The following is a 22,673-nucleotide window of genomic DNA, read 5'->3' as shown; positions in this document are numbered from 1 at the left end:
CCGGGTGTGGCCGGGCGGCACGCAGGTCCGCGTCGCCGCGCCGCCGCCCGCGCCGAGCGGGTCAGGTGGCGGTACGCAGCAGCAGGTCCAGCTCGGTGACGTCGTACCACTCCAGCTCGTGGTCCTCGGCGCCGTCGACGGTGAACTGGGCGTCCGGGTCACCGGCGAGCGCCTCGGCGACCACCTCGGCGGCGGCGGTCACGTCCTCGACCGCCTCCGACCCGTCCACGTGGATCGCGGCGACGGCCTCGACCGGCACCGGCCGGGCCAGCTCGACCCCGCTCGACCCCAGCTCGCCGTCACCGCGCCCGACCGCCGCGGCCGGCAGGTCCACCGAGACCACCACCCTGCGGCGGGGCGCGCCCGGGTCGGCCCGGAGCAGCTGCAACGCGTCCTGGGCGGCGCGGGTGAAGGCGACGTACTCCAACTCCTCCTCGTCGCCCTCGGCGTACCACTCCCGCAGGGCCGGGGTCACCGCGTGCGCCTGCGCCGCGGCGAGCCCCTGCTCCCGCAGCCGGGACAGCATCGGGACGGTCGCCGGCACGTACACCCGGACAAGGTCGTCGCTCACCGGTCGTCTCCCTGCTGAGTCCTCCGCCGGCGTCCACCGGCCCGGGCGCCGATCATGCCGCACGCCGTGACCGTCATACACCTCGCACCTCGCCCGGTGGAAGTTCCGCCCCGGTGTGTCCCGCGCCGGAAGTGGCCGGGACGGCCGGCGGGTGCTGGGCGACACCGGCAGGCGGTGGCAAACTGAGCCAAACGACGCCAACCCCGGGAGTCTCCGTGGAGCCGAGGTTCCTGCTCCTCTCCGACGTGGCCGCCGAGCTCAACGTGTCGGATTCGCAGGTCTACCACATGGTGCGCAGCGGCGAACTGCCCGCGATCAAGATCGGGGGGCGCGGCCAGTGGCGGGTGGAGCGCGCCCAACTGGAGGAGTACATCCAGCGCAAGTACGCGGAGACCGCCGAGTGGGTACGCAGCAACCCGCTCGCCGACCGCGACTCCGAGTGACCCCGCCGACGCGGTGAGCCATTGACCACGGGCTCTGCCATGCTCAAGAATGAGAGGCAGCCAGAGGCAAACGAAGGCAAACGCAAGCTTCGAGGGGGCAACGCGATGACGGACTCCCGCCGACCCGGCCCGTCCCGGCCGCCCGTGCGGCTGCGGCCCGCGCCCTCGTTCGAGCCACCCTTCGTCGACGAGGACGGCAGCCACTGGCCACTGCCCGGGGACGGCCAGCTCGCCCTCGACCTGTTCGAGCGGGTCCGCCGGGAGCCCGGCCGACCGCCGGACCGGCGGCTGCGGCCCGGGCCCGCCCCCGCCGGGCCCGGCCGCCGCGCCCCCGGCCCGCTGCCGCCCGGCGCCCTGGTGACCGCCACGCCCGAGGCGACCCGGGCGGCCCACCGCTTCGTCGGCACGTGCCTCGAGGTGCTCAACGGCTACCGTCCACCCGGGCAGCTCCGGCCGCTACTCGACCCGGCCCGGGCCGCCGAGCTGCTGTCCGAGCTGGCCCGGGCCGGCGCGCGGACCGGCCCGGTGCGCCGCCGGTCGACCCGGCCCGCCGTGCGGCTGCGCCGGCTGCGGGTCTGCGAGCCCCGGGCCGCCGCGGTCGAGGTGGCCGCGGTGCTCGCCGGCGGCAACGGTCACGCCTGGGCGATGGCGCTGCGCCTGGAACACCGCCGCGGCACCTGGCTCTGCACCGCCCTCCAGGTCCTGTGACGGGCCCGGCCGGCCGGGCCGCAGCCGCCGGCCGTCCGACGGGCGGCGGGGGCTGAGGCTCCGGTTGCGGCAGATCGGGGTGTCCCGCGGCCGGATACCCCGCCCTGCCGCACCCGGAGTCGATCAAGACGGTGGACGCCGCCGCGGCGGGCCGGAGACGCCGACGGGCCCCGGCCGAACTGGCCGGGGCCCGTCGGGCGAGCGTCGGATCAGGCGCCGCCGCTGGGCGCGCCGTGGCAGCGCTTGTACTTGCGGCCGGAGCCGCACGGGCAGGGCGCGTTGCGGGACGGGCCGTTGCCCGCCTCCGCCTGCCCCGGAGCCGGCCGGCGGGCCGCGCTCGACGCGACGGCCGGGCCGCGCAGCCCGGTCGCCGGGCGCTGCGGGGCGTTCGGCGCGGTCGTCCCCGGTGCCGCCGGAGCGGCCTTGGCCCCCCGCCCGATGCCGAGCGCGGGAGCCTGCTCCTCGGCCGGCTCGACGGCCACCGAGCCGCGACCCGCCTCGCCGTCGATGGTCGGCGCGGAGTATTGCAGACCCTGCTGCTGCGGCGCCCGGTTCAGGCCCTTGGCCCGGATCTCCACCGGCTTGTCGAGCAGCTTGACCTCTTCGGCCTCCGGCTCCGGCTCGGCGACCTGGACCTCCAGGTTGTAGAGGAAGCCGACCGTCTCCTCCTTGATGCCGTCCATCATGGTGGCGAACATGTCGAAGCCCTCGCGCTGGTATTCGATCACCGGGTCGCGCTGGGCGTACGCCCGCAGGTTGATGCCCTCCTGCAGGTAGTCCATCTCGTAGAGGTGCTCACGCCACTTGCGGTCGATGACCTGGAGCAGCACCATCCGCTCGAGCTGGCGTACCGCCTCCTCGCCGAGCTGCTCCTCCCGCCGGTCGTACGCGGCGTGCGCGTCCTCCTTGAGGCGGGACATCAGGAAGTCGGCGTCCATGCCGGCCCGCGAGCCGCCCGCCTCCTCCTCCAGCTCCTCGATGGTGATGCCGACCGGGTAGAGCTGCTTGAGGCTGGACCAGAGCTGCTCGAGGTCCCAGTCCTCGCCGTAGCCCTCGGCGGTGGCCCCCTGCACGTACGCCTCGATGACGTCGTCGATCATGTTGCGGACCTGGTCGGAGAGGTCCTCGCCGTTGAGCACCCGGAGCCGCTCGGCGTAGATCACCTGGCGCTGCTTGTTCAGCACCTCGTCGTACTTCAGCACGTTCTTGCGGATCTCGGCGTTCTGGCCCTCGATCTGGGCCTGCGCGTTCTTGATCTGCCGGGTGACCATCTTCGACTCGATGGGCACGTCCTCCGGGATGTTGAAGCGGTCCATGACCGCCTCGACCGCGCCGGAGCGGAACCGCTTCATCAGCTCGTCCTGCAGCGACAGGTAGAAGCGCGACTCGCCCGGGTCACCCTGCCGGCCAGAGCGACCGCGCAGCTGGTTGTCGATCCGCCGGGACTCGTGCCGCTCGGTGCCCAGCACGTAGAGGCCACCGGCGGCGGCGACCTCCTCCGCCTCGGCTTCGCAGGCCTGCTTCCACTTGGGCAGGACCTCCTCCATCGCCTTGGCGTACTCCTCCTCGTGCTCCAGCGGGTCGAGGCCGCGCTGGCGCAGCTCGCTCGCGGCGAGGAACTCGGGGTTGCCGCCGAGCAGGATGTCGGTGCCCCGGCCCGCCATGTTGGTGGCCACGGTGACCGCGCCCTTGCGCCCGGCCTGGGCGACGATCTCGGCCTCCCGGGCGTGGAACTTGGCGTTCAGCACCGAGTGCGGGATGCCCCGCCGACGCAGCAGCTGGGAGAGGATCTCGGAGTTCTCCACCGAGACGGTGCCGACCAGCACCGGCTGCCCGGCCCCGTGCCGCTCCGCGATGTCCTCCACCACGGCGTTGAACTTGGCCTTCTCGGTCTTGTAGATGACGTCCGGCCGGTCCTGCCGGACCATCGGCCGGTGCGTCGGGATGGTCACCACGCCGACCTTGTAGACCTTGTTGAACTCGCCCGCCTCGGTCTGCGCGGTACCGGTCATGCCGGAGAGCTTCTCGTAGAGGCGGAAGTAGTTCTGGAGGGTGATGGTGGCCAGGGTCTGGTTCTCCTGCTTGATCTCCACCCCCTCCTTGGCCTCGATCGCCTGGTGCATGCCCTCGTTGTAGCGGCGGCCGTGCAGGATGCGGCCGGTGAACTCGTCGACGATCAGGACCTCGCCGTCGCTGACGATGTAGTCCTTGTCGCGCTTGTAGAGCTCCTTGGCCTTGATGGCGTTGTTCAGGTAGCCGACCAGCGGGGTGTTCACCGACTCGTAGAGGTTGTCGATGCCGAGCCGGTCCTCGACCTTGGCGACGCCGCGCTCGGTGACCGCGATGGTCCGCTTGGCGTAGTCGACCTCGTAGTCGCCCTCGCCGTCCTTGCCGGGCTGGAGCCGGGCCACCACCGCGGCGAACTCGCCGTACCAGCGGGCGGAGTGCTCGGCCGGGCCGGAGATGATCAGCGGGGTGCGGGCCTCGTCGATCAGGATCGAGTCGACCTCGTCGACCACCGCGAAGTTGTGCCCGCGCTGGACCAGTTCGTCCCGCGACCAGGCCATGTTGTCGCGCAGGTAGTCGAAGCCGAACTCGTTGTTGGTGCCGTAGGTGATGTCGCACTCGTACGCGGCCCGGTGCTCGGTGGCCGGGCGGTTGGGCAGCACCACGCCGACGGTGAGGCCGAGGAACTCGTGCACCCGGCCCATCCACGCGGCGTCCCGCTGGGCCAGGTAGTCGTTGACCGTGACCACGTGCACGCCCTTGCCGGAGAGCGCGTTCAGGTAGACCGGCATGACCGAGGTCAGGGTCTTGCCCTCACCGGTCTTCATCTCGGCGATGTTGCCGAAGTGCAGCGCCGCGCCGCCCATCACCTGGACGTCGTACGGGCGCTGGCCGAGCACCCGGGCAGCCGCCTCGCGGCACACCGCGAACGCCTCGGGCAGCAGGTCGTCGAGGGTCTCGCCGTCGGCCAGCCGTTCCTTGAACTGCTCGGTCATGCCGCGCAGCTCGGCGTCGGTGAGGTTGACGTAGTCGTCCTCGATCGAGTTGACGGCGGCGGCGATGGCCTTGAGCCGGCGCACCATACGGCCCTCGCCCGCGCGGAGGACCTTTTCCAGAATCGACACGGATCAACGCTCCCCTAGACAGTCTCGAACCATCGTAGGCGCTCCATCGGGGCGATGGTCACTGGTGGCGGCGGTCCGTCCCAACGAAAACGACATAACACGCAGCCCGTCCCCCGGCGGCGCCGATATCCGTTACGCCGTCCGCGAACGATCCGGCACGATGAGTCGGGTGGAGCCCGTGGAGATCATCGAGGACGGCCTGCTGCTGCGCCCCTGGCGGGCCGCCGACGCCGACGCCGTGCACCGCGCCTGCCAGGACCCGGACATTCAGCGCTGGACCACCGTACCCCGCCCGTACCTACCCGAACACGCCCAGAGGTTCGTCACCGAGGTGGCGCCGGGCGACTGGTCGGCCGGCCGGGGGGCGCCCTTCGCGGTCTGCGACGCGGCCACCGGTGAGCTGCTCGGCTCGTGCGGGCTGGTCTCCATCGACACCGGCCTGGGCTCCGGCGAGATCGGCTACTGGGTCGCCCCCTGGGCCCGCGGGCGCGGCGTCACCGTACGGGCCGCCCGGGCGGTCGCCCGCTGGGCCTTCGACACCCTCAAGCTGCGCCGGCTGATCTGGCAGGCCGAGGTCGGCAACCACGCGTCCCGGCTGGTGGCGCTGCGCACCGGGTTCCGGGTCGAGGGGCGGCTGCGGCTGGCGGACCCGGCGCCCGACGGCGGCAACCAGGGCTGGATCGGCTCGCTGCTGCCCGGCGAGGTGCCGGCCGCCGGCAGCACCGGCCCGGCCGGCCCCGGCACCCTGGAGGCCCGGCGGGCCGCCGTCTTCGGCCGCCCCCAGCCGGTCCTCTTCGCCACCACCGGCGCCACCGAGCTGCGGCTGCGCCCGATGGAGGAACGCGACCTCGACGCGGTCGTGGCCACCTGCCAGGACCCGGAGACCGTCCGCTGGACCACCGTGCCCGACCCGTACCGGCGCGAGCACGCCGAGGGGTTCCGGCGGGACGTCGCCGAGGCGGCCTGGGCGGGCGGCACCGGCGCGTCGTACGCGATCGCCGACACCGACGACCGGTACGCCGGCTCGATCGACCTGCGGCTCTCCCCGGCCGACCCGCTGCTGGCCGACGTCGGCTTCATGACCGCGCCGCACGCCCGGGGCCGGGGTTACCAGCCGGCCGCGCTCGCCGCGCTCTGCGCCTGGGGCTTCGCCACGCTCGGCCTGGCCCGGATCGAGTGGCGGGCGAACGTGGGCAACACCGCGTCCCGCCGGGTCGCCGAGAAGGCCGGCTTCACCGTCGAGGGCACCGCCCGCGGCGGGGTCAACCACCGGGGCGAGCGGCTGGACGCCTGGGTGGCCGGGCTGCTCGCCGAGGACCTGTCGTGACGCCGAAGGTGGTCGAGGCGTACGGGATCCGGCTGCGGGAGTTCCGCGACGACGACGTCGCCGACACCGCGGCCGCCTGCGCCGACCCGTTGACCCAGCGGTTCATCTCCGGCATGCCGTCGCCGTACACCGAGGCGGACGCCCGCTGGTGGGTCACCGAGGGCGCACCCGCGGCCTGGGCCACCGGCGGGGCCGCCTACGCGGTGGCGGACCGGGACACCGACCGGCTGCTCGGCGGGGTCGGACTGAGCCAGCCGGTGGCCTACCGGAGCCAGGCCGAGATCGGCTACTGGGTGGCGCCGTGGGCGCGCGGGCGGGGGGTGGCCACCGCGGCGACCCGGGCGCTGGCCGGGCACGCGTTCGCCACCGGGACCGCCCGGCTGGAACTGCTCACCCACGCCGAGAACGCCGCCAGCCAGCGGGTGGCGCTCGCCGCCGGCTTCCGCTACGAGGGCGTACGCCGCGCCGCCAACCCGACCCGGGGCGGCGGCCGGCACGACCTGCTCGCCTGGGTACGTCTCGCCGACGACCCGCCCGGGCCGACTCCGCGCCCGCTGCCCGACCTGCCCGACGGCCGGCTCGACGACGGCGTGGTGACCCTGCGCCGGCTCGCCCCGGACGACGCGGACCTGATGTTCCGGCTGCACACGCTCCCCGAGGTGGTGGCGAACCAGGCGCCCCCGGTGCCGCCCACCCGGGACGCGATCGAGCGGCGCTGCCGGCTGGCGGAGAGCGGCTGGTTGACCGGCAGCATCGCCCGGCTGCTGATCCTGGACGCGGCCACCGGCGAGCCGGCCGGCAGTTGCGGGCTCTCCTACACCGACCTGCCGGCCGGCGAGGCGAGCGTCGGCTACGCGCTGCTGCCGGCCGCGCGGGGTCGCGGCATCGCCACCCGGGCCGTCCGACTGCTCGCCGGCTGGGCCTTCGGGCCGGCCGGAATCGCCCGGCTGACCGCCGGCACCATGCCCGACAACATCGCCTCGCACCGGGTGCTGGAGAAGGTCGGCTTCCGGCGCGAGGGGCTGCTGCGGGGGCGGCTGCCCGGCCTGGCCGGGAGCCGCGTCGACGACCTGGTCTTCGGACTGCTGCCGGCGGAACTGCGCTGACCCGGCGTGCCGCGCGGGCCGGGCGGGCAGCCGACCACCTACCTCGCGCCGCCCGGTCGTGGCGGCGGGCGGTGCCGCCGCCACGACCGCGCTCGGCTCCTCAGATCGCCAGCGAGATGATGCCGTAGTCGTAGGCGTGCCGGCGGTAGACGACGCTCGGCCGGCCGGACTCCTTGTCCTGGAACAGGTAGAAGTCGTGGCCGACGAGTTCCATCTGGAACAGCGCGTCGTCGACGGTCATCGGCTCGGCGGGGTGCACCTTCTCCCGCGCGATGTGCCAGGGCTGGTCGTCGTACTCGTCCTCGGCGTCGACCCGTTCCGCGACCGCGGTGGCGGTGGCCGCGCTCGCGCCGTTCACCGGCGCCGACAGCGGCGGGACGTCGAGGTCCGCCACCGGCAGGCCGGCGGTGGCGGCGGCGACGGAGAGCGGCGCGTGCCGACCCCGGTGGACCCGGCGGCGGTCGGCCGCCCGGCGCAACCGGGTGTCGAGCTTGGCGATCGCCGCGTCGAGCGCGCTGTAGAAGTCGTTCGTGCAGGCCTCGGCCCGGATCACCGGACCGCGGGAGACGCAGGTTATCTCCACCCGCTGGCAGTGGTCCGCCTGACGCGGATTGCGCTCGTGGAACAGCTCCACATCGACGCGAATGAGTTTGTGATCGTAGCGTTCGATCTTCGCGAGTTTCTCCGCGACGTGCACCCGGTAATGGTCGGGAACTTCGACGTTCCGGCCCTTGACCACGATGTCCACGTGACCTCCTCGTTCGGATGGTCGTTCGATCCGGCATCCGGTCGCGCGCTCCGGGGAGGCCCCACTCGGCGTCGACCGGTCAATACGGCTACGCCTCCTTTCACCGCCGGGGGCGGCTGGGAAGACCTCCTACCCCCGACAGCAAAACGCTAACGCCTGTTCATGGCACAGTCACCCCCGGTTGCCGAGACCGCTCAGAAATTTTCACAGCTCATACACCAACGGGTGAAACGGAAACACGAACGGTTACGACTGTTGCCGTTTCTCGGTCGCCGCGAGCACCACGGCGACCGCCGGTGACAGGCCGGTCGCGGCCAGCGCCCGGCTGACCGCGGCGAGGGTGGCGCCGGTGGTGACGATGTCGTCCAGCACCACCACGGCGGTCCCGGCCGGCGCCGGCGCCACCCGGGAGCGCACCCGAAACGCCGACTCGGCCGCCGCCGCCCGGCCCGCGCTGTCCAGCGTCACCGAGTCCGGGCGGGGCAGGGCACGCAGCGGCCGGCGTACCCGCACCGGCCAGCCGGCCCGCCGCAGCCGGTGGGCGCAGTGCCGGGCCAGCCGGCCGAGGTGGTCGCCGTAGCGGGCCCGGGCCGCCGCCGCGGTGTCCGGCACCGGCACCAGCGTCACCGGGCGGGTCCCGCCGAGCGCGGTGGCCACCGCCTCGGCGAGCAGCCCGCCCAGCGGTCGGGCCAACCCGTGCCGGCCGTGCTCCTTGTACGCCAGCAGCGTCTCCCGCAGCGGCCCGGCGTACGGGCCGAGGGCGACGCAGGGCGGCAGGCCGGGCGGGGCGGGGGTGGGCCGTGCCGGGCGGGGACGCAGCGCCTGCAACTGCCCGGCGCACTCCGGGCACACCCCGTGCCGCAGGCCGGGCCGGTGTTCCCGGCAGCCCGCGCAGGTGGCGGGCAGCACCAGGTCGGCGAGGTCCGCCCAGAGCGCGCCGACGTCCCGCACCGGGATCAGTAGAGGAAGAAGGGGGCGGTCGGATTGCCGGGGCGATCCCCGGTCGGCGACGGGCTCACGTTCAGCACCTGGTCCCGCTGGATCCGCGACGACCCGCTGTACGCCACCCCGTTCGCCTCGTACAGCACCACGCTGGGCTGCGGCACCACCGGGTTGACCGGATACGCCGCCAGGTGGGTCACCCTGGCGCCCAACTTCTCGTGCAGCCCGGCCTGCCGGGCGCCGTCGATGCTGACCTGGTAGACCGCCGGACGGTCGACCGAACCGGCCACGACCAGCTGATCCTCCCCGCTCCAGTCGACCGCCGAGAGGGCGGTCAGCGAGGTGAACACCTTCCGCAGTGGCCCGAGGCTGACCTGGTCGCCGTCCAGGCTGACCGCGGCCACGTAGAGCCCGCCGCCGACGATCAGCGCGGCCCGGTGACCGTCCAGCGACGTCGCCACCGCGGTGACCTCGCCCGTCACGCCGTTGAGCTGCACCTGGCTCATCGCCGCGTCCCCGTCGAAGCGGTAGAGGTTCTTGTCGGCCACCACCAGCCCGCGCGGCTTCAGCGGGTCGAGGGTACGCAGCCAGACCGGCCGGCCGATCGCGGTGTGCTCGGGCCCTCGGCGCAGGTCGGTCAGCGGAGCGACGCCGCTGCCCACGGCGAGCCGCTGCCGCTTGTTCGGCCCGGTGACCACCAGCGCGGCCAGCGTCCGATCACCGGCGCGGCCGAAGTTGGCCCACACCACGTTGCGGTTGGCCTCCCCGGCCACCGGCACCGTCCCCGGCTCCCCCACGACGGCGAGCGGGTGCACCGCGCCGTCGTAGACGCAGAACCGCTGCGGATTCTGCGTCAGCGGGTAGACCCGGTTGGCCAGCCGCTGGCCGCTCAGGTCGACCACCCGGCGGGACTGGTTCTGGACCTTCAGCTCCAGCTGCCCGTCGACGTCCGGCAGTGACCAGGCGAGCTGGGTGGCGAACTGGTCCAGCCGCCGCTCGTCGTTGCCGGACATGGCCAGGTTGACCTCCCACCGGCCGGCGCTCCCGGTGGCGTTGTTGATCAGCTCGGTGCGGTCCGGCAGCGCGGTGACCGCCGGCCGCAGCCAGTCGGACGGACCGCCGATCAGCCACCGGACCACCTCGGTCACCTGCCGCTCCTCCGGCACCGCGTCGGGCAAATAGCGCAGGTCGGGCACCAGTCGGCTGCGGTCCGAGCTCCAGAAGTAGACCGACGAGGACTTGTAGTACTGCTCCAACGCCACGTCGCTGAGCAGCAGCACGTTCGGCGGGTCCTGCACGTAGAGACCGGCCTGCTCGACGTCACCCTGCCCGGGGGTGGCCGCGCTGCGCAGCTTGAACTCGTAGCTCCGCTCGGTGGCCACCGGAGGCACCAGCGTGCCGTTCGCCCGCAGCACGCCGATCTGCTGCACGTTGATGACGACCTTCGTGCTGTCGACGTCGGGCGTGATCACCGGGTCGTCGGTCAGCCGCACCACGGTGAGCGCGATCTCGCTGCCCTGCTTCTCCTGGAGCCGGTCGTGGTGCTGCGGGTCGATGTAGTCCTTGATCCGCTGGTAGGCGCGGTCCGGCTCGCCGGCGGCCGCGGCCAGGAAGTTGCGGACGAAGGTGTCCGCGTTGCCCCCGGCGGCCTTCCGGGTGGGCGGCTCCAGGCTGTGACCGCTGAACGGCCCGGCCTCCGCCGTCGATACCCGGCGCTCCACCTCGACGTCGGTGCGGTCCGGGATGCCGCAGCCGGTCAGCCCGGTGGCCAGCAGGGCGAGCCCGGCGACGCCGGTGAGCAGCGAGCGTCTCACGACCGCGCCTCGGCCTTCGCCCCGGCGGCGCCCTCGCCGGCCGGGCCGGCGGCGGCGTCGCTACCACGGGCCGCCCCCGGAGCCGGTGCGATCGCCAGTGCGCCATCCGGGCCCGGGCCGATGGCCAGCAGCCCACCGTCACGCGGGCCGCCGAACGGCAGGGCCGCGTCGGCCGGCACCAGCCGCAGCGGCGAGGTGGTGAGCCGGTCACCGGCGCGGGCCGGCAGGGTGAGCCGGAACTGCGCGCCCTGCCCCGGCGCCCCCCACGCCTCCAGCCAGCCGCCGTGCAGCCGGGCGTCCTCCAGGCTGATCGACAGCCCCAGCCCGGTGCCGCCGGTCTGCCGCGCCCGGGACGGGTCGGCCCGCCAGAACCGGTTGAACACCAGCTTCTCCTCGCCCGGCTTGAGCCCCACCCCGTGGTCGCGCACGGTGATCGCCACCGCGGTCTCGTCCGAACCCAGGGTGATCAGCACCGGCTTGCCCTCGCCGTGCTCGACCGCGTTGCCGACCAGGTTGCGCAGCACCCGCTCGACCCGGCGCGGGTCCACCTCGGCGATCACCGGGGCGGTCGGCACGTCCAGCTCGATGGGGACCCCGACCCGCTCGGCCAGCCCGGCCAGCCGGTCGGCCACCCGGTGCACCACCGGCACCAGGTCGGTCGGCTCGGCGTCGAGCATGGCGAACCCGGCGTCGAAGCGACTGATCTCCAGCAGGTCGGTGAGCAGCTCCTCGAACCGGTCCAGCTCGGCCTGGAGCAGCTCCGCGCTGCGGGCGACCGCCGGATCGAACTCGTCGCGCTCGGCGAAGATCAGGTCGGCGGCCATCCGGACCGTGGTCAGCGGGGTCCGCAGCTCGTGTGAGACGTCGGAGGTGAAGCGGCGCTGCAACCGGGACATCTCCTCCAGCCGGAGGATCTGCCGTTGCAGGTTGGTGGCCATCTGGTTGAAGGAGGCGGCGAGCAGCGCCAGGTCGTCCTCGCCGTTGACCGCCATCCGCTGGTCGAGCAGCCCGGCGGAGAGCCGCTGCGCGGTCCGGGCGGCCACCCGGACCGGGGTCACCACCAGCCGGGTGACCAGTGCGGCCAGCAGCCCGAGCAGCAGCACCAGGGCGACGCCGGTGGCCGCCACGGTGGCCCGGGCGTCGGCGGCGGTGGCGTCCTGCCGGGCCAGCGGGACGAAGTAGTAGAGCTCGATCTGGCCGAACCGGGTGGGCACCGGCGAGCCGTACACCAGGTATTTCGTGCGCTCGCCGGTGAGCCGGCCGGTGCGGATCTGCTTGGCCACGTTGCCGTCGGCGACCGCGGCGCGCATCTCCCGGCTGATCAGCGGCCGGACGTCGACCGCGGGCGAGCTGCGGGTGTGCAGGAGGCCGGTGTAGTCGTCGGCGGTGATCGCCACCACCACGCCGCTGGTCTGCTGCGGGTCGCCGCCGGCCAGGTAGTTGACCGTGCCCTCGATGGTGTCCTGGAGCTGGGCCTCCTGCGGCTGGCCGAAGAGGTAGACCTGCTTGGCGGCGTAGTCCGCCCCGCTGGTCAACCGCAGCCGCGCGTCGGTGACGGCGTTCTCCAGCAGGATGTCGGTGATCTTGTTCGCGATCACGTAGGCGAACCCGCCCACCAGCAGGCTGGAGGCCACCAGGGTGATGGTCACCACCCGCAGCTGCAACGAGCGCCGCCAGGTCAGGTGCAGGGCGGCGAGCAGCCGGGCGCCCCGGGCGGCGAGCCCACGCCACAGCTCCCACGCGGCGCCACGGCGGCGGGGAGCTGCTGACGGGGAGTCCTGGACCGGGGAGGTGACCACAGTAGGACCAGGCTATCCGGTCCCCGCCTTGTAGCCCACGCCCCGCACGGTGAGGATGATTTCCGGCCGCTCCGGGTCCGGCTCGATCTTGGCGCGCAGCCGCTGCACGTGCACGTTGACCAGCCGGGTGTCCGCCGCGTGCCGGTAGCCCCACACCTGCTCCAGCAGCACCTCGCGGGTGAAGACCTGCCGCGGCTTGCGGGCCAGCGCGACCAGCAGGTCGAACTCCAGCGGGGTGAGCTTCACCTCCTCGCCGTTGCGGCTCACCGTGTGCGCCGGCACGTCGATGGTGATCTGGTTGCCGGGCGGCCCGATGGTCAGCATCTCCGGGGCGGCGTCCTCGCCGCGCCGCAGCCGGGCCCGCATCCGGGCCACCAGTTCCTTGGGCTTGAACGGCTTGACCACGTAGTCGTCGGCGCCGGACTCCAGGCCGAGGACCACGTCGACGGTGTCGCTCTTGGCGGTCAGCATGACGATCGGGACGCCCGATTCGGCCCGGATGGACCGGGCCACGTCGATACCACTCATACCGGGCAACATGAGGTCGAGCAGCACGATGTCGGGCCTGTTGTCACGGAAGGCGGCCAACGCCCGCTCCCCGTCGGCCACGAACGAGGGCAGGAACCCCTCGCTGCGCAGGACGATGCCGAGCATCTCGGCGAGCGCGGGGTCGTCGTCGACCACCAGTACCCGGGCTCTCATGGGATTAATTTTCCATCCCCGTTCAGTTCGGTGGGATCAACGTCACCCGGCACGGTACTGCCGCGGGACGCCGGCGCCCAGCAACCGGCTCCGGACGGCGCCGCCCGGCGTGCGGGTCCACCCCGCCGGACCGCGCGTGACACCATGATCCCCGCGTGTGCCGTCCCGCGCCACCACCGTTCGTCCGTCAGGAGTACGCGTGCCCGACGCCGGCCCGACCGCCGTGCTCCCGCGTCGCCCGCTCACCGTCGGTGAGTTGCTCGACTCGGCGGTCCTGCTGCTGCGCGACCACGCCCGGGTGCTGGTCCCGCTCGCCGCCGTGCTGGCCGCGGGCGAGCAACTCCTGCTCCTGCCGCTGCGCCTCGCCGCCGACACGGATCAGCCGCTCTGGTTCGTGGAGTTCGGCCACTTCGCCTGGTACTGGCTGCTCCTGGCCGTCGGCGCGGCGACCGAGGCGATGATCATCGCACTGCTGGGCAACCCGGCCGCCCGGGCCGCCGGCGCCGCGCTGCTCGGCCGCCGGGCCGGCGCCCGGGAGCTGCTCCGCCCCGCCGGGGCCCGCTGGGGCGCCACCCTGCTGCTAGTGCCGCTGGTCGGGGCGGTGATGGCCACCGCCGCCCTGCTCGGGCCGGCCTGGATCATCGCTTTCGCCCTGCTCGGCGCGGTGACCCCGGCGCTGGTCGTGGACCGGGTCCACCCGCTGCGCGCCCCGCTGCGCTCGGCCGTGCTCGCGGTCCGCGCCGGCGGCCGGGCCGGCGCGGTCCGGTTGCTCGGCTACCTCGCCTGGTGGCTGGTCCGGGTCGGCCTCGGGGTGGGCGTCTACTACGGGCTGGACGGGCTCGACCTGCTGCCCGAGGCGTGGCAGCTGCCGGTCTCCCTGATCATCTGGGCGGGCGTGAACAGCGTCGCGTACCCGGCGATCGCCTGCCTCGACGCCGCGGTCCACCTGGAGACCCGGATCCGCACCGAGGGGCTGGACATCCTGCTCGCCCGGGCGCCGGCCGGCACGCCGGACGCCGTGCTGCTGGCGGCCGGGCGATGAGTTTCAGCCGGTGGTGGACCGAGACCACGGCGGCCCTCGGTGACCGGGTGCCGCTGCCGCTGGCCGCGCTGCTGCTCGTGCTCGCGGCGGTGCTGGTCGCCGCCGCCTGGTACGCCTACCCGGCCTGGGTGCCCCGCCGGCTGCCGCGGCTGCGCCGCCGGTCGCCGCGGCGGAGCCCGCCGGGTCCGGTGACCGCCGCCGCGCCGGCCGTGCCGGCGGCCCGGGAGCCGGCCGACGAGCCGCCGGCCGCCGGCCACCTGTCCCTGGCCGATCGGCTGGCCGCCGAGGGGCGCTACGCCGAGGCGGTCCGCGAGCGGCTGCGCGGCATGCTCCGCGAGCTGGTCACCCGGCGGCCGGTGCGGCTGCGCTCCGGCATGACCGTCATCGAGGTGATCACCGCGGCCAGTGACGGGCACCCGCCGGCCGGCCCGCCGCTGCGCGCGGCCGGCGCGATCTTCTCCGAGCTCTGGTACGCCGAGCGCCCCGCCACCGCGGAGCACGACCGGCGGATGCGAGAGCACGCCCGCGAGCTGCACCGGGTGCTGGCCGACCCGACCGAGGGGCAGGGCAGGCCGTGACCCCGACCACCACCACGACGACCCCCGGCGCGCGGACCGGCACCCGGCGACACCGGCGGCGACACCGGATCCTGATCCCGATCGGGCTGGCCGCGCTGCTGCTCACCACCACCCTGGTCACCCACGCCGTCGACCAGCCCGACGCCGACGGCGGCTTCCTCTCCCCCGTCGCCACCGGCGAGCACGGCGGCAGCCGCCTCGCCGCGGCCCTGCGCGACCGCGGCGTCACCGTGCAGCGGGAGACCACCACCCGGGCGGCGCTGGCCGCCGTCCGGTCCGGGCCGGCCACGCTCTTCGTCCCCGCGCCGGAGCTGCTGCGCCCGGACACCGTCCGGACGCTGGACCGGCTCCCGGCCGGCACCCGGCTGGTCCTGGTCGACCCGGCCCGCCCGGTGCTGGCCGCCGCCGGACTGCCGCTGCTGCCCGCCGAGCGCCGGTGGGCGGCGCAGGCCCTGGGCCCGGCGGCCGACGGGCTGCCCTGCCGGCTGCGAGAACTGGACGCGGTCGGTGCGGCCGCCGTCGGCCTGCAGCGCTACACCGCCGGCGCCTACCGCTCCGGCCAGGTCGAGTTCTGCTTCTCCGGCGCGCTGGCCCACCTGCCGGGGCCGGCCGAGCAGGTGGTGGTCGGCGCCAGCGACCCGTTCCGCAACGACCGGATCGCCGAGTGGGACAACCTCGCCTTCGCCACCGGCCTGCTCGGCGTCGCCGGCCGGGTGGTCTGGCTCGATCTGGCCGACGCGGAACCGCCGCCGACCGCCGGCGCGGGCGGCCCGCCCGTCACCGGGGACGGCCCGGGGGACGGGCCGGACGACGGCAACGGCGACGGCACCGGCGACGGCAGTAGGGACGGCCGGGGCGAGCCGGGGCGGCCCGGCGCGCCCGGCGGCCCGGGTGGGGGTGACTCGTCCGGTTCCGGCGACGGCAACGAGGCCGCCGACCAGGACGACCCGCCGAACCCGCTCTGGGCCGCCTTTCCGCCCTGGTTCTGGGCGTTGCTGGCCCAGCTCGCGCTGGCGGCGCTCGTCCTCGCGCTCTGGCGGGCCCGTCGGCTCGGCCCGCCGGCGGCCGAGCCGCTGCCGGTGACCGTCCGCTCCGCCGAGACGGTCCTCGGCCGGGCCCGGCTCTACCAGCGCGCCGGAGCCCGCGAGGCGGCCGCCCGGACCCTGCGGGAGGCCGCGCTGACCCGGCTGCTGCCCCGGCTCAACCTGCCGGCCGACGCCCCACCGGACCAGGTGGCCGGCGCGGTCGCCGCCCGCACCGGCGGCGACCCCGCCGCCACCGGGGAACTGCTGTACGGCGGTGAGCCGGAGACCGACCAGGAGCTGTTGGAGCTGGCGCGCACCCTGGACGGGGTGACCCGTACGGTGGCGTCGCCGCCCGCCTCCCCCGACGCGCCACTGCCGGACCGACCCGAAGGAGAACCCCGGTGACCCGACCCGCCGGAACCGCCGAGCCACGGACCGCCGACCCCGACGACGCCCGAGCCGCCCTGCACCGGCTGCGCGCCGAGGTGGCCAAGGCGGTCGTCGGGCAGGACGCGGTGGTCACCGGTCTGGTGATCGCCCTGCTCTGCCGTGGGCACGTGCTGCTGGAGGGCGTGCCCGGGGTGGCCAAGACGCTGCTCATCCGCACCGTGGCCACCGCGCTCGACCTGGGCTCGAAGCGGGTGCAGTTCACCCCGGACCTGATGCCCGGCGACGTCACCGGGTCACTGATCTTCGACCCGCACACCGCCGCGTTCACCTTCCGCGAGGGGCCGGTCTTCACCAACCTGCTGCTCGCCGACGAGATCAACCGGACGCCGCCGAAGACCCAGTCGGCGCTGCTGGAGGTGATGGAGGAGCGGCAGGTCTCGGTCGAGGGTGATCGCCGGCTGCTGCCCGACCCGTTCATCGTCGCCGCCACCCAGAACCCGATCGAGTACGAGGGCACCTACCCGCTGCCGGAGGCGCAGCTGGACCGGTTCCTGCTCAAGCTCACCGTGCCGCTGCCCAGCCGGGAGGAGGAGTTGGGCGTGCTGCGGGCGCACCACGCCGGCTTCGACCCCCGCGACCTGGCCGCCGCCGGCGTACGACCGGTGGCCGGGGCCGCCGATCTGGCCGCGGCGCGGGCCGCCGTGGGGCGGGTGCACGTGGCCGAGCCGCTGCTCGGCTACCTGGTCGACCTGTGCCGGGCCACCCGGGCCACCCCCGCGCTGGAGCTGGGCGCCTCGCCCCGGGGCGCCACCGCCCTGCTCAGCACCGCCAAAGCGTGGGCCTGGCTGGCCGGCCGCGACCACGTCGTCCCGGACGACGTCAAGGCGGTCGCCCGGCCGACCCTGCGGCACCGGCTGCGGCTGCGGCCGGAGGTCGAGCTGGAGGGCGTCAGCGTGGACGCGGTGCTGGACACGGTGCTGGCCACCGTGTCGACGCCGCGATGACCTGGCGGGCGGCGCTCCTGCTGGCGGCCGGCGCGCTGACCCTGCCGGCCTGGCCGTCGCCGCTCGCCGGGGTGCTGGTGATGACCGGGATGGTGCTGCTGCTGGTGGCGCTGGACCGGGCGCTGGCGGTGCCGCCGGGCGCGGTGACCGCCACCCGGGACGGGGACCGCGCGGTCCGGCTCGGCGAGACCGCCACCGTCGTGCTGCACCTGGGCAACGCCTCCGGCCGTACGCTGCGGGCGCTGGTGCGCGACGCCTGGGTGCCCTCGGCCGGCGCCCGCCCGGACGTCCCGCCCAAGCGGGTGGTGCGGGTGGAGCCGGGCCAGACCGTCGCGCTGCCCAGCCGGCTCACCCCCACCCGCCGCGGCGACCGGCCGGCGGTGGCGCTGACCGTCCGCTCGCTCGGCCCGCTGGGGCTGGCGTTCCGCCAGCGCTCGGGCCGCCCGGCCACGCCGCCGTGGACGCTGCGCGTGCTGCCCCGCTTCGACTCGCGCCGGCACCTGCCGGAGAAGCTCTCCCGGCTCCGGGTGATCGACGGCACCCAGGTCACCCGGGGGCGGGGCCAGGGCACCGAGTTCGACACCCTGCGCGAGTACGTGGTCGGCGACGACGTGCGCTCGATCGACTGGCGGGCCAGCGCCCGCCGGGCCGACGTGCTGGTGCGCACCTGGCGGCCGGAGCGGGACCGGCGGCTGGTCTGCGTGCTGGACACCGGCCGCACCTCGGCGGTACGCGTCGGCGACGAGCCCCGGCTGGACACCGCGATCGACGCGGCGCTGCTGCTCACCGCCCTCGCGGCGCGCGCCGGTGACCGGGTCGACCTGCTCGCCGCCGACACCGCCGTACGCGCCACGGTGACCGGGACCGGGCGGCCGGCGCTGCTGCCCCGGCTGGTGCACGCGCTGGCCCCGCTGGAACCGGCCCTGGTGGAGACGGATTTCGACCTGATCGCCGGCGAGCTGCTGCGCCGGCAGCGGCAGCGCAGCCTGGTGGTGCTCTTCACCGCGCTGGAGGCCGGCGCGCTGAGCGCGGGCCTGCTACCCGTACTGCCCCGGCTGGCCGCCCGACACCGGGTGCTGATCGCGGCGACCCACGACCCGGTGCTGACCGCGCTCACCACCGCCGCACCGGCCCGACCGGGAGACGCCTACGCCGCGGCGGCCGGCTGGCGGGCGCTGGCCGAGCGGGACCGCATCCGCGCGGCCCTGGCCCGCCACAACGTCACGGTCGTCGACGCCCCCGCCGGCCGCCTAGCCCCCACCCTCGCCGACACCTACCTCCGCCTCAAATCCCAGGCCCAGCTCTAACCCCCACCCGGCCCCACCCCGCCGTTGATCATGAGGTTAGCGGTGGTCCCGGAGATCGGGAACGCCGTCAACCTCATGATCAACCGGATCGGAGGCGGAGCGGGACGGGGCGCGGGAGCCGAGGATGAGGACGTACGCCAGGAAGGCCAGCCAGACGGCGGCGCCGACGGCGACGCGGAGCGGGACCGGCACCGGCGCCGGGGTGACGAACGCCTCGACGAGGGCGGAGACGGCGAAGAGCCCGACCAGGCCGACGGCGACCAGGATGGTCTGGCGGCCCGCCCGGGCCACCGCCTGGCCCCGGGTCAGCCCGGCCGGCGGTGCGATCCACGCCCAGCCCGTCCGCAGCCCGACGCCGGCCGCCACGAAGACCCCGGTCAACTCCAGCAGCCCGTGCGGGGTGATCAGGCCGAAGAAGACGTCGGCCCGGCCGTGCGCGACCATCACCCCGCCGGTCACGCCGATGTTCAACGCGTTCTGCCACAGCAGGTAGAGCACCGGGACGATCAGCACCCCGGCGGCCAGGCAGCGGGCGGCCACCCAGGCGTTGTTCGTCCACAGTTGGAGGGCGAACGTCGGCGCGGAGTACTCGGTGTAGTAGTCGGCGAAGGCGGAGTCGACCAGCTCGGCGGCCGCCTCCTCGCCGATGAACGCCGCCGCGGTGTCCGGGTTGCCGGCCACGAACCAGATCAGGAAGAAGCTGAGCAGCGTGAAGGCGGTCGCCACGCCGCACCACCACGGCCAGGCCCGGTAGACCGCGCCGGGGAACCCGACCAGCAGGAACCGGCCCACCGCCGCCCAGGACGGCCGGGGCCGCCCGGTGAGCCGGGCCCGGGCCCGGAGCACCACCTGGGAGAGCTGACCGACCAGCGCCGGGTCGGGCGAGCGGCTGCGCAGCACCGACAGCTGGGTGGCGGCCCGCTGGTAGAGCACGACCAACTCGTCGATCTCGGCGGCGTCCAACCGGCGCCGGCCGGTCAACACCTCGAGCCGACGCCACTCCCCGCCGTGCTCCGCGACGTACGCGTCGAGATCCACCGCCCACCCCCGTCCGGGGATCATAGTGTTCACTGTCGGGGTGAGCGCGCAACCACGACCGCCGGCCCCCTCCCCGGCCTGGGGCGACGCCGGGCTGGTCAGCGGAGAGGCCGTGGAGCTGGACGTGCGGGCCGCGCGGATCGGCTCGCGGGCGCTCGCGCTGCTGCTCGACGTGCTGGCGCAGTTGCTGCTCGCGCTGACCCTGGCCATGCTCGTCGGCATCGTGCTCGCCGCGCTGCCGATGGTCGTGGTGGACGCGGCGCTGAGCAACGCGTTCGGGACCGTCGCGCTGGTCGCCGTGCTGGTCGGCTACCCGGTGCTCTTCGAACGGTTCAACCACGGCCGGACGCCGGGCAAGATGGCGGTCGGGTTGCGGGTGGTCAGCGCCGACGGCGCCCCGGTCGGCCTTCGGCAGTCGCTGACCCGCGCGCTGGTCGGCGTCGCGGTGGAGTGGCCGGGCCTGGTGCTGCCGCTGCTCAGCTGGGTGGCCGGCGTGACGGTGATGCTGACCGACCGGCGCGGCCGGCGGCTGGGCGACCTGGTGGCCGGCACGCTCGTCGTGCACACCCGTTCGGCGACGATCTGGCGACCGGTGCCGACCTCGGTGCCGGCGCTGGTGGGCTGGGCGTACACCCTGGACCTGAGCCGGCTGGACGACCGCCTGGCGCTGGCCGCGCGGCAGTACCTGGCCCGGGTGCACCAGCTGGCCGAGCCGGCGCGCGCCCGGCTGGCCCGCGGCCTGTGGGCCGAGGTCGCCGCGGTGATCACGCCGCCCCCGCCGCCGGGCCTGCCGGAGACGGTCTACCTGGCCGCGGTGCTCGGTGAGCGGCACCGCCGGGCGCGGCACCGGTTGGCCCGGGAACGCGCGGTCGCCGCGGCGCTCTGGCCGGAGCTGCTGCCCGGCCCGGCCACCCCACCGGCCACCACGGCGCCCGGGACGCCCACACCGGCCATCGCGTCACCGCCGGCCGCCGCCCCACCGTCGTACGTCCGGCCGGCGGTGCCCGGCGAGCCGCCGGTGGTCGTGCCGGCGCAGGCCGGCCCGCCCACGCTGCGGCCGGCGACGGTGCCCGACGACCACCCCGGCGGGTGACCGGCGCCGGGCCGGTACCCGGCCACCCCGCCGGGTGACCGGCGCCGGGCCGCTGCCCGGCCGCCCCGGCGGGTGACCGGCGCCGCGCCGGCGCACGGCCGCCCCGGCCTCGGCCGACGCGGCGCGAGGTCCGCCCGGACGGGCCGGTTGTGGCAGGATCCGCCCTGCCCCTATCGCAGACAGGACCATCCGTGGCCGACGACCTGTTCACCCCCACCATCGCCCCCGCGGCGTACGAACCGAAGCGCCCGCCGTGGCGTCCCCAGTCGTTGCTCTTCCCCGCCGTCTTCGGCGGCCCGACCGCGGTCACCGTGCTGGCGCTGGTCAACGCCGCCCGGTTGGGCCTGCCCCGCCGGGCCGCACTGACGGTGGCCGGCGCCGGGCTGGCCGCCGTGATCGCGCGGACCGGGATCACCCTGGCGGTCTTCGCCGGCGAGGCGAGCCGACCCGTCCGGCTGATCGGCGCGCTGGCCGGTGCCCTGGTCTGGCTGGTCGTCTCGGCCACCCAGAAGGGCCGGTTCCGGGCGTACCAGCTGCGCGGCGGCGGCCCGGCGTCGCTCTGGCTGCCCGGCATCGCGGCGGTGCTGCTGCTCGGCGGCGCCGAGGCCCTGCTGATCGCCCTGCTGGCCGCCGCCGGATGAGCGCCCCCGACCCGGCGCTCGTGCGGGCCGCCCAGTTGCTGGAGCTGAACCGGGCCGAGCAGGCCCTGGCCGAGCTGAGCCGGCTCCCCGCCGCCCTCGCCATCGACGTGACGGCGTTCCGGTTGCGGGCCGCCGCCCTGTCCGACCTGGACCGCTGGGCCGACGTCGCCACGGTCACCCGACAGGGCCTCGCCGAGGTCGGCCCGGATGCGGACCTGCTCGGCCGGCTCGGCCTCGCCCTGCGCCACCTCGACGAGTACGCCCCGGCGGAGCGGGCGCTGCTCGACGGGCTGGCGATCGAGCCGCAGAACCCCTGGCTGCTCTGCCAGTACGCCGACCTGTGCAGCGCGGTGGGGCAGGCCGACAAGGCGGACCGGCTGGTCGCCCGGGCCGCCGCGTTGGCGCCGCAGGCACCGCCGGTCTTCGCCTCCCGCTTCCAGCTGGCGTACGCCCGCGGCGACGACCGGGAGGCGGAGCGGGTGGCCGGGGAGTTCCTCGGCGCCTGGCCGGGCCATCCGGTGGCGCTCGCGCTGCACGGGGCGGCAGCCGCCCAGCGGGGCCGGGTGGACGCGGCCCACCGATCGTTCGGCCAGGCGGTGGCGCACGACCCGACCGACGCCGACTACGCCGACGCGGCCTGGGAGTTCCGGGTGTACACCCACCCGCTGCTGCGCCCGCTGCGCCCGCTCTACCGGCTGGGCACGTTGCGCACCTGGCTGATCGCGGTGGCCGTGATCATGGCACTCAACCTGGCCGGGCTGGACCTGCTCGCCGGGTTGTTCGGGCTGGCCTGGCTGCTGTTCTGCGTCTGGTCGTGGATCGCGCCGCCGCTGGTGCGGCGGCTGGTGCGGGGCCGGTGGCGGTCGTGAGGGGCTTCGGGCCGTGGCTGGCGGTGCTGGCCGTGGTGCTGCTGCTCAGCGCGCTGCGGCTGCGGACGCTCGCCACCGTCGTCTCGTTGGCCTGGCTGGTCTGGTGCGTGTGGACCTGGTTCCGCCCGACCCGGCGAGGCTCCGAACCGCGCTGACCGGCCCGATCCACCGCGGTCCACGCTGGTGGGCCGGGCGTCGGGGCGGCGGGCAGCCGGCCCGGGACGACGAACCGGGCCGGCCGCGGATGCGGCCGGCCCGGTCGGGAACGCGTCGGATCAGTAGCGGTAGTGCTCCGGCTTGAACGGCCCCTCCACCGAGACGCCGAGGTAGGCGGCCTGTTCCTTGGTGAGGGTGCTGAGCTTGGCGCCGAGGGCGTCCAGGTGCAGCCGGGCGAC

Annotated in this window: 22 protein-coding genes; 13 read left to right on the top strand and 9 right to left on the bottom strand. The window is 75.2% G+C overall.

Annotated elements, in window-relative coordinates; genetic code table 11:
• Positions 1–61 precede the first annotated feature (61 nt).
• Positions 62–571: a DUF6912 family protein gene (locus tag AC1WTP_RS17605; protein ID WP_481650347.1), complete on the bottom strand. Its 510-nt coding sequence runs from the start codon at positions 569–571 to the stop codon at positions 62–64.
• A 215-nt stretch (positions 572–786) separates the two neighbouring features.
• Between AC1WTP_RS17605 and AC1WTP_RS17600 the strand changes: the two genes are divergently transcribed.
• Together AC1WTP_RS17600 and AC1WTP_RS17595 are read left to right on the top strand one after the other, a co-directional pair.
• A complete protein-coding gene (locus AC1WTP_RS17600) occupies positions 787–1,014 on the top strand; it encodes a helix-turn-helix transcriptional regulator (protein ID WP_481650346.1) in 228 nt (75 codons plus the stop codon).
• Between the two features lie 105 nt (positions 1,015–1,119).
• The gene (locus AC1WTP_RS17595) at positions 1,120–1,722 is read left to right on the top strand and encodes an Rv3235 family protein (protein WP_481650345.1); all 603 of its coding nucleotides are present in this window, start codon (positions 1,120–1,122) and stop codon (positions 1,720–1,722) included.
• Between the two features lie 209 nt (positions 1,723–1,931).
• On the opposite strand, the gene secA is transcribed toward AC1WTP_RS17595, so the two are convergent.
• A complete protein-coding gene (secA, locus tag AC1WTP_RS17590; protein WP_481650344.1) occupies positions 1,932–4,853 on the bottom strand; it encodes a preprotein translocase subunit SecA in 2,922 nt (973 codons plus the stop codon).
• Between the two features lie 160 nt (positions 4,854–5,013).
• Between secA and AC1WTP_RS17585 the strand changes: the two genes are divergently transcribed.
• Positions 5,014–6,180, top strand: a complete 1,167-nt coding sequence (locus tag AC1WTP_RS17585; RefSeq protein ID WP_481650343.1) for a GNAT family N-acetyltransferase — start codon at positions 5,014–5,016, stop codon at positions 6,178–6,180.
• Positions 6,177–7,286 carry a GNAT family N-acetyltransferase gene (locus AC1WTP_RS17580; protein ID WP_481650342.1) on the top strand — a complete coding sequence of 370 codons (1,110 nt, stop codon included), beginning with the start codon at positions 6,177–6,179 and terminating at the stop codon, positions 7,284–7,286. Before AC1WTP_RS17585 ends, AC1WTP_RS17580 begins: the two co-directional genes overlap by 4 nt.
• Before the next feature lie 100 nt (positions 7,287–7,386).
• On the opposite strand, the gene hpf is transcribed toward AC1WTP_RS17580, so the two are convergent.
• The 5 genes from hpf to mtrA form a co-directional block, all read right to left on the bottom strand.
• On the bottom strand, positions 7,387–8,034 hold the full coding sequence (gene hpf / locus AC1WTP_RS17575; protein ID WP_481650341.1) for a ribosome hibernation-promoting factor, HPF/YfiA family: 648 nt from the start codon (positions 8,032–8,034) through the stop codon (positions 7,387–7,389).
• Positions 8,035–8,280: 246 nt separating this feature from the next.
• Positions 8,281–8,985, bottom strand: a complete 705-nt coding sequence (locus tag AC1WTP_RS17570) for a ComF family protein (protein WP_481650340.1) — start codon at positions 8,983–8,985, stop codon at positions 8,281–8,283.
• Between the two features lie 5 nt (positions 8,986–8,990).
• A complete protein-coding gene (locus AC1WTP_RS17565) occupies positions 8,991–10,790 on the bottom strand; it encodes an LpqB family beta-propeller domain-containing protein (RefSeq protein WP_481650339.1) in 1,800 nt (599 codons plus the stop codon).
• Positions 10,787–12,523 (bottom strand): MtrAB system histidine kinase MtrB, encoded by a 1,737-nt coding sequence (gene mtrB / locus AC1WTP_RS17560; protein WP_481650439.1) that lies wholly within the window; start codon positions 12,521–12,523, stop codon positions 10,787–10,789. The genes AC1WTP_RS17565 and mtrB overlap by 4 nt, the downstream gene beginning before the upstream one ends.
• Before the next feature lie 78 nt (positions 12,524–12,601).
• Positions 12,602–13,291 carry an MtrAB system response regulator MtrA gene (gene mtrA / locus AC1WTP_RS17555; protein ID WP_088995875.1) on the bottom strand — a complete coding sequence of 230 codons (690 nt, stop codon included), beginning with the start codon at positions 13,289–13,291 and terminating at the stop codon, positions 12,602–12,604.
• Positions 13,292–13,490: 199 nt separating this feature from the next.
• On the opposite strand from mtrA, the gene AC1WTP_RS17550 reads away from it, so the two are divergent.
• Genes AC1WTP_RS17550 through AC1WTP_RS17530 form a run of 5 tightly spaced genes read left to right on the top strand, consistent with a single transcriptional unit; the run spans position 13,491 to position 18,637 of the window.
• Entirely contained in the window at positions 13,491–14,333 is an 843-nt protein-coding gene (locus tag AC1WTP_RS17550; protein ID WP_481650338.1) for a hypothetical protein, read from the top strand.
• Positions 14,330–14,911, top strand: a complete 582-nt coding sequence (locus AC1WTP_RS17545; RefSeq protein WP_481650337.1) for a DUF4129 domain-containing protein — start codon at positions 14,330–14,332, stop codon at positions 14,909–14,911. The genes AC1WTP_RS17550 and AC1WTP_RS17545 overlap by 4 nt, the downstream gene beginning before the upstream one ends.
• Positions 14,908–16,341, top strand: coding sequence for a DUF4350 domain-containing protein (locus AC1WTP_RS17540; protein WP_481650336.1), 1,434 nt, complete (start codon positions 14,908–14,910; stop codon positions 16,339–16,341). The genes AC1WTP_RS17545 and AC1WTP_RS17540 overlap by 4 nt, the downstream gene beginning before the upstream one ends.
• Positions 16,338–17,330: an AAA family ATPase gene (locus AC1WTP_RS17535; protein ID WP_481650335.1), complete on the top strand. Its 993-nt coding sequence runs from the start codon at positions 16,338–16,340 to the stop codon at positions 17,328–17,330. Before AC1WTP_RS17540 ends, AC1WTP_RS17535 begins: the two co-directional genes overlap by 4 nt.
• Positions 17,327–18,637 (top strand): DUF58 domain-containing protein, encoded by a 1,311-nt coding sequence (locus tag AC1WTP_RS17530; RefSeq protein WP_481650334.1) that lies wholly within the window; start codon positions 17,327–17,329, stop codon positions 18,635–18,637. Before AC1WTP_RS17535 ends, AC1WTP_RS17530 begins: the two co-directional genes overlap by 4 nt.
• 36 nt (positions 18,638–18,673) lie before the next feature.
• On the opposite strand, the gene AC1WTP_RS17525 is transcribed toward AC1WTP_RS17530, so the two are convergent.
• On the bottom strand, positions 18,674–19,699 hold the full coding sequence (locus AC1WTP_RS17525) for a stage II sporulation protein M (protein WP_481650333.1): 1,026 nt from the start codon (positions 19,697–19,699) through the stop codon (positions 18,674–18,676).
• A gap of 16 nt (positions 19,700–19,715) precedes the next feature.
• Here AC1WTP_RS17525 and AC1WTP_RS17520 point away from each other — a divergent pair, with 16 nt between their 5' ends.
• From AC1WTP_RS17520 to AC1WTP_RS17505, 4 genes are all read left to right on the top strand, one after another.
• On the top strand, positions 19,716–20,768 hold the full coding sequence (locus tag AC1WTP_RS17520) for an RDD family protein (RefSeq protein ID WP_481650332.1): 1,053 nt from the start codon (positions 19,716–19,718) through the stop codon (positions 20,766–20,768).
• 191 nt (positions 20,769–20,959) lie between these two features.
• Entirely contained in the window at positions 20,960–21,409 is a 450-nt protein-coding gene (locus tag AC1WTP_RS17515; RefSeq protein WP_481650331.1) for a hypothetical protein, read from the top strand.
• Positions 21,406–22,278, top strand: coding sequence for a hypothetical protein (locus AC1WTP_RS17510; protein ID WP_481650330.1), 873 nt, complete (start codon positions 21,406–21,408; stop codon positions 22,276–22,278). Before AC1WTP_RS17515 ends, AC1WTP_RS17510 begins: the two co-directional genes overlap by 4 nt.
• Positions 22,275–22,433 carry a hypothetical protein gene (locus AC1WTP_RS17505; RefSeq protein ID WP_481650329.1) on the top strand — a complete coding sequence of 53 codons (159 nt, stop codon included), beginning with the start codon at positions 22,275–22,277 and terminating at the stop codon, positions 22,431–22,433. Before AC1WTP_RS17510 ends, AC1WTP_RS17505 begins: the two co-directional genes overlap by 4 nt.
• A 120-nt stretch (positions 22,434–22,553) precedes the next feature.
• Here the strand turns inward: AC1WTP_RS17505 and AC1WTP_RS17500 are convergent.
• Positions 22,554–22,673 (bottom strand): adenosylhomocysteinase (locus tag AC1WTP_RS17500; protein ID WP_481650438.1); only part of this gene is annotated, 120 nt, incomplete at its 5' end.

The organism is Micromonospora sp. R311, from assembly GCF_056780015.1.
This window is presented reverse-complemented; position numbering and strand designations above follow the sequence as displayed.

What these genes read in the sequence shown, in the direction of transcription:
- AC1WTP_RS17595 (WP_481650345.1), top strand. Translation starts at nt 1,120, where the DNA reads ATGACGGACTCCCGCCGACCCGGCCCGTCCCGGCCGCCCGTGCGGCTG.
- AC1WTP_RS17585 (WP_481650343.1), top strand. Translation starts at nt 5,014, where the DNA reads ATGAGTCGGGTGGAGCCCGTGGAGATCATCGAGGACGGCCTGCTGCTG.
- mtrA (WP_088995875.1), bottom strand. Translation starts at nt 13,291, where the DNA reads ATGAGAGCCCGGGTACTGGTGGTCGACGACGACCCCGCGCTCGCCGAG.
- AC1WTP_RS17545 (WP_481650337.1), top strand. Translation starts at nt 14,330, where the DNA reads ATGAGTTTCAGCCGGTGGTGGACCGAGACCACGGCGGCCCTCGGTGAC.
- AC1WTP_RS17530 (WP_481650334.1), top strand. Translation starts at nt 17,327, where the DNA reads ATGACCTGGCGGGCGGCGCTCCTGCTGGCGGCCGGCGCGCTGACCCTG.
- AC1WTP_RS17525 (WP_481650333.1), bottom strand. Translation starts at nt 19,699, where the DNA reads ATGATCCCCGGACGGGGGTGGGCGGTGGATCTCGACGCGTACGTCGCG.
- AC1WTP_RS17510 (WP_481650330.1), top strand. Translation starts at nt 21,406, where the DNA reads ATGAGCGCCCCCGACCCGGCGCTCGTGCGGGCCGCCCAGTTGCTGGAG.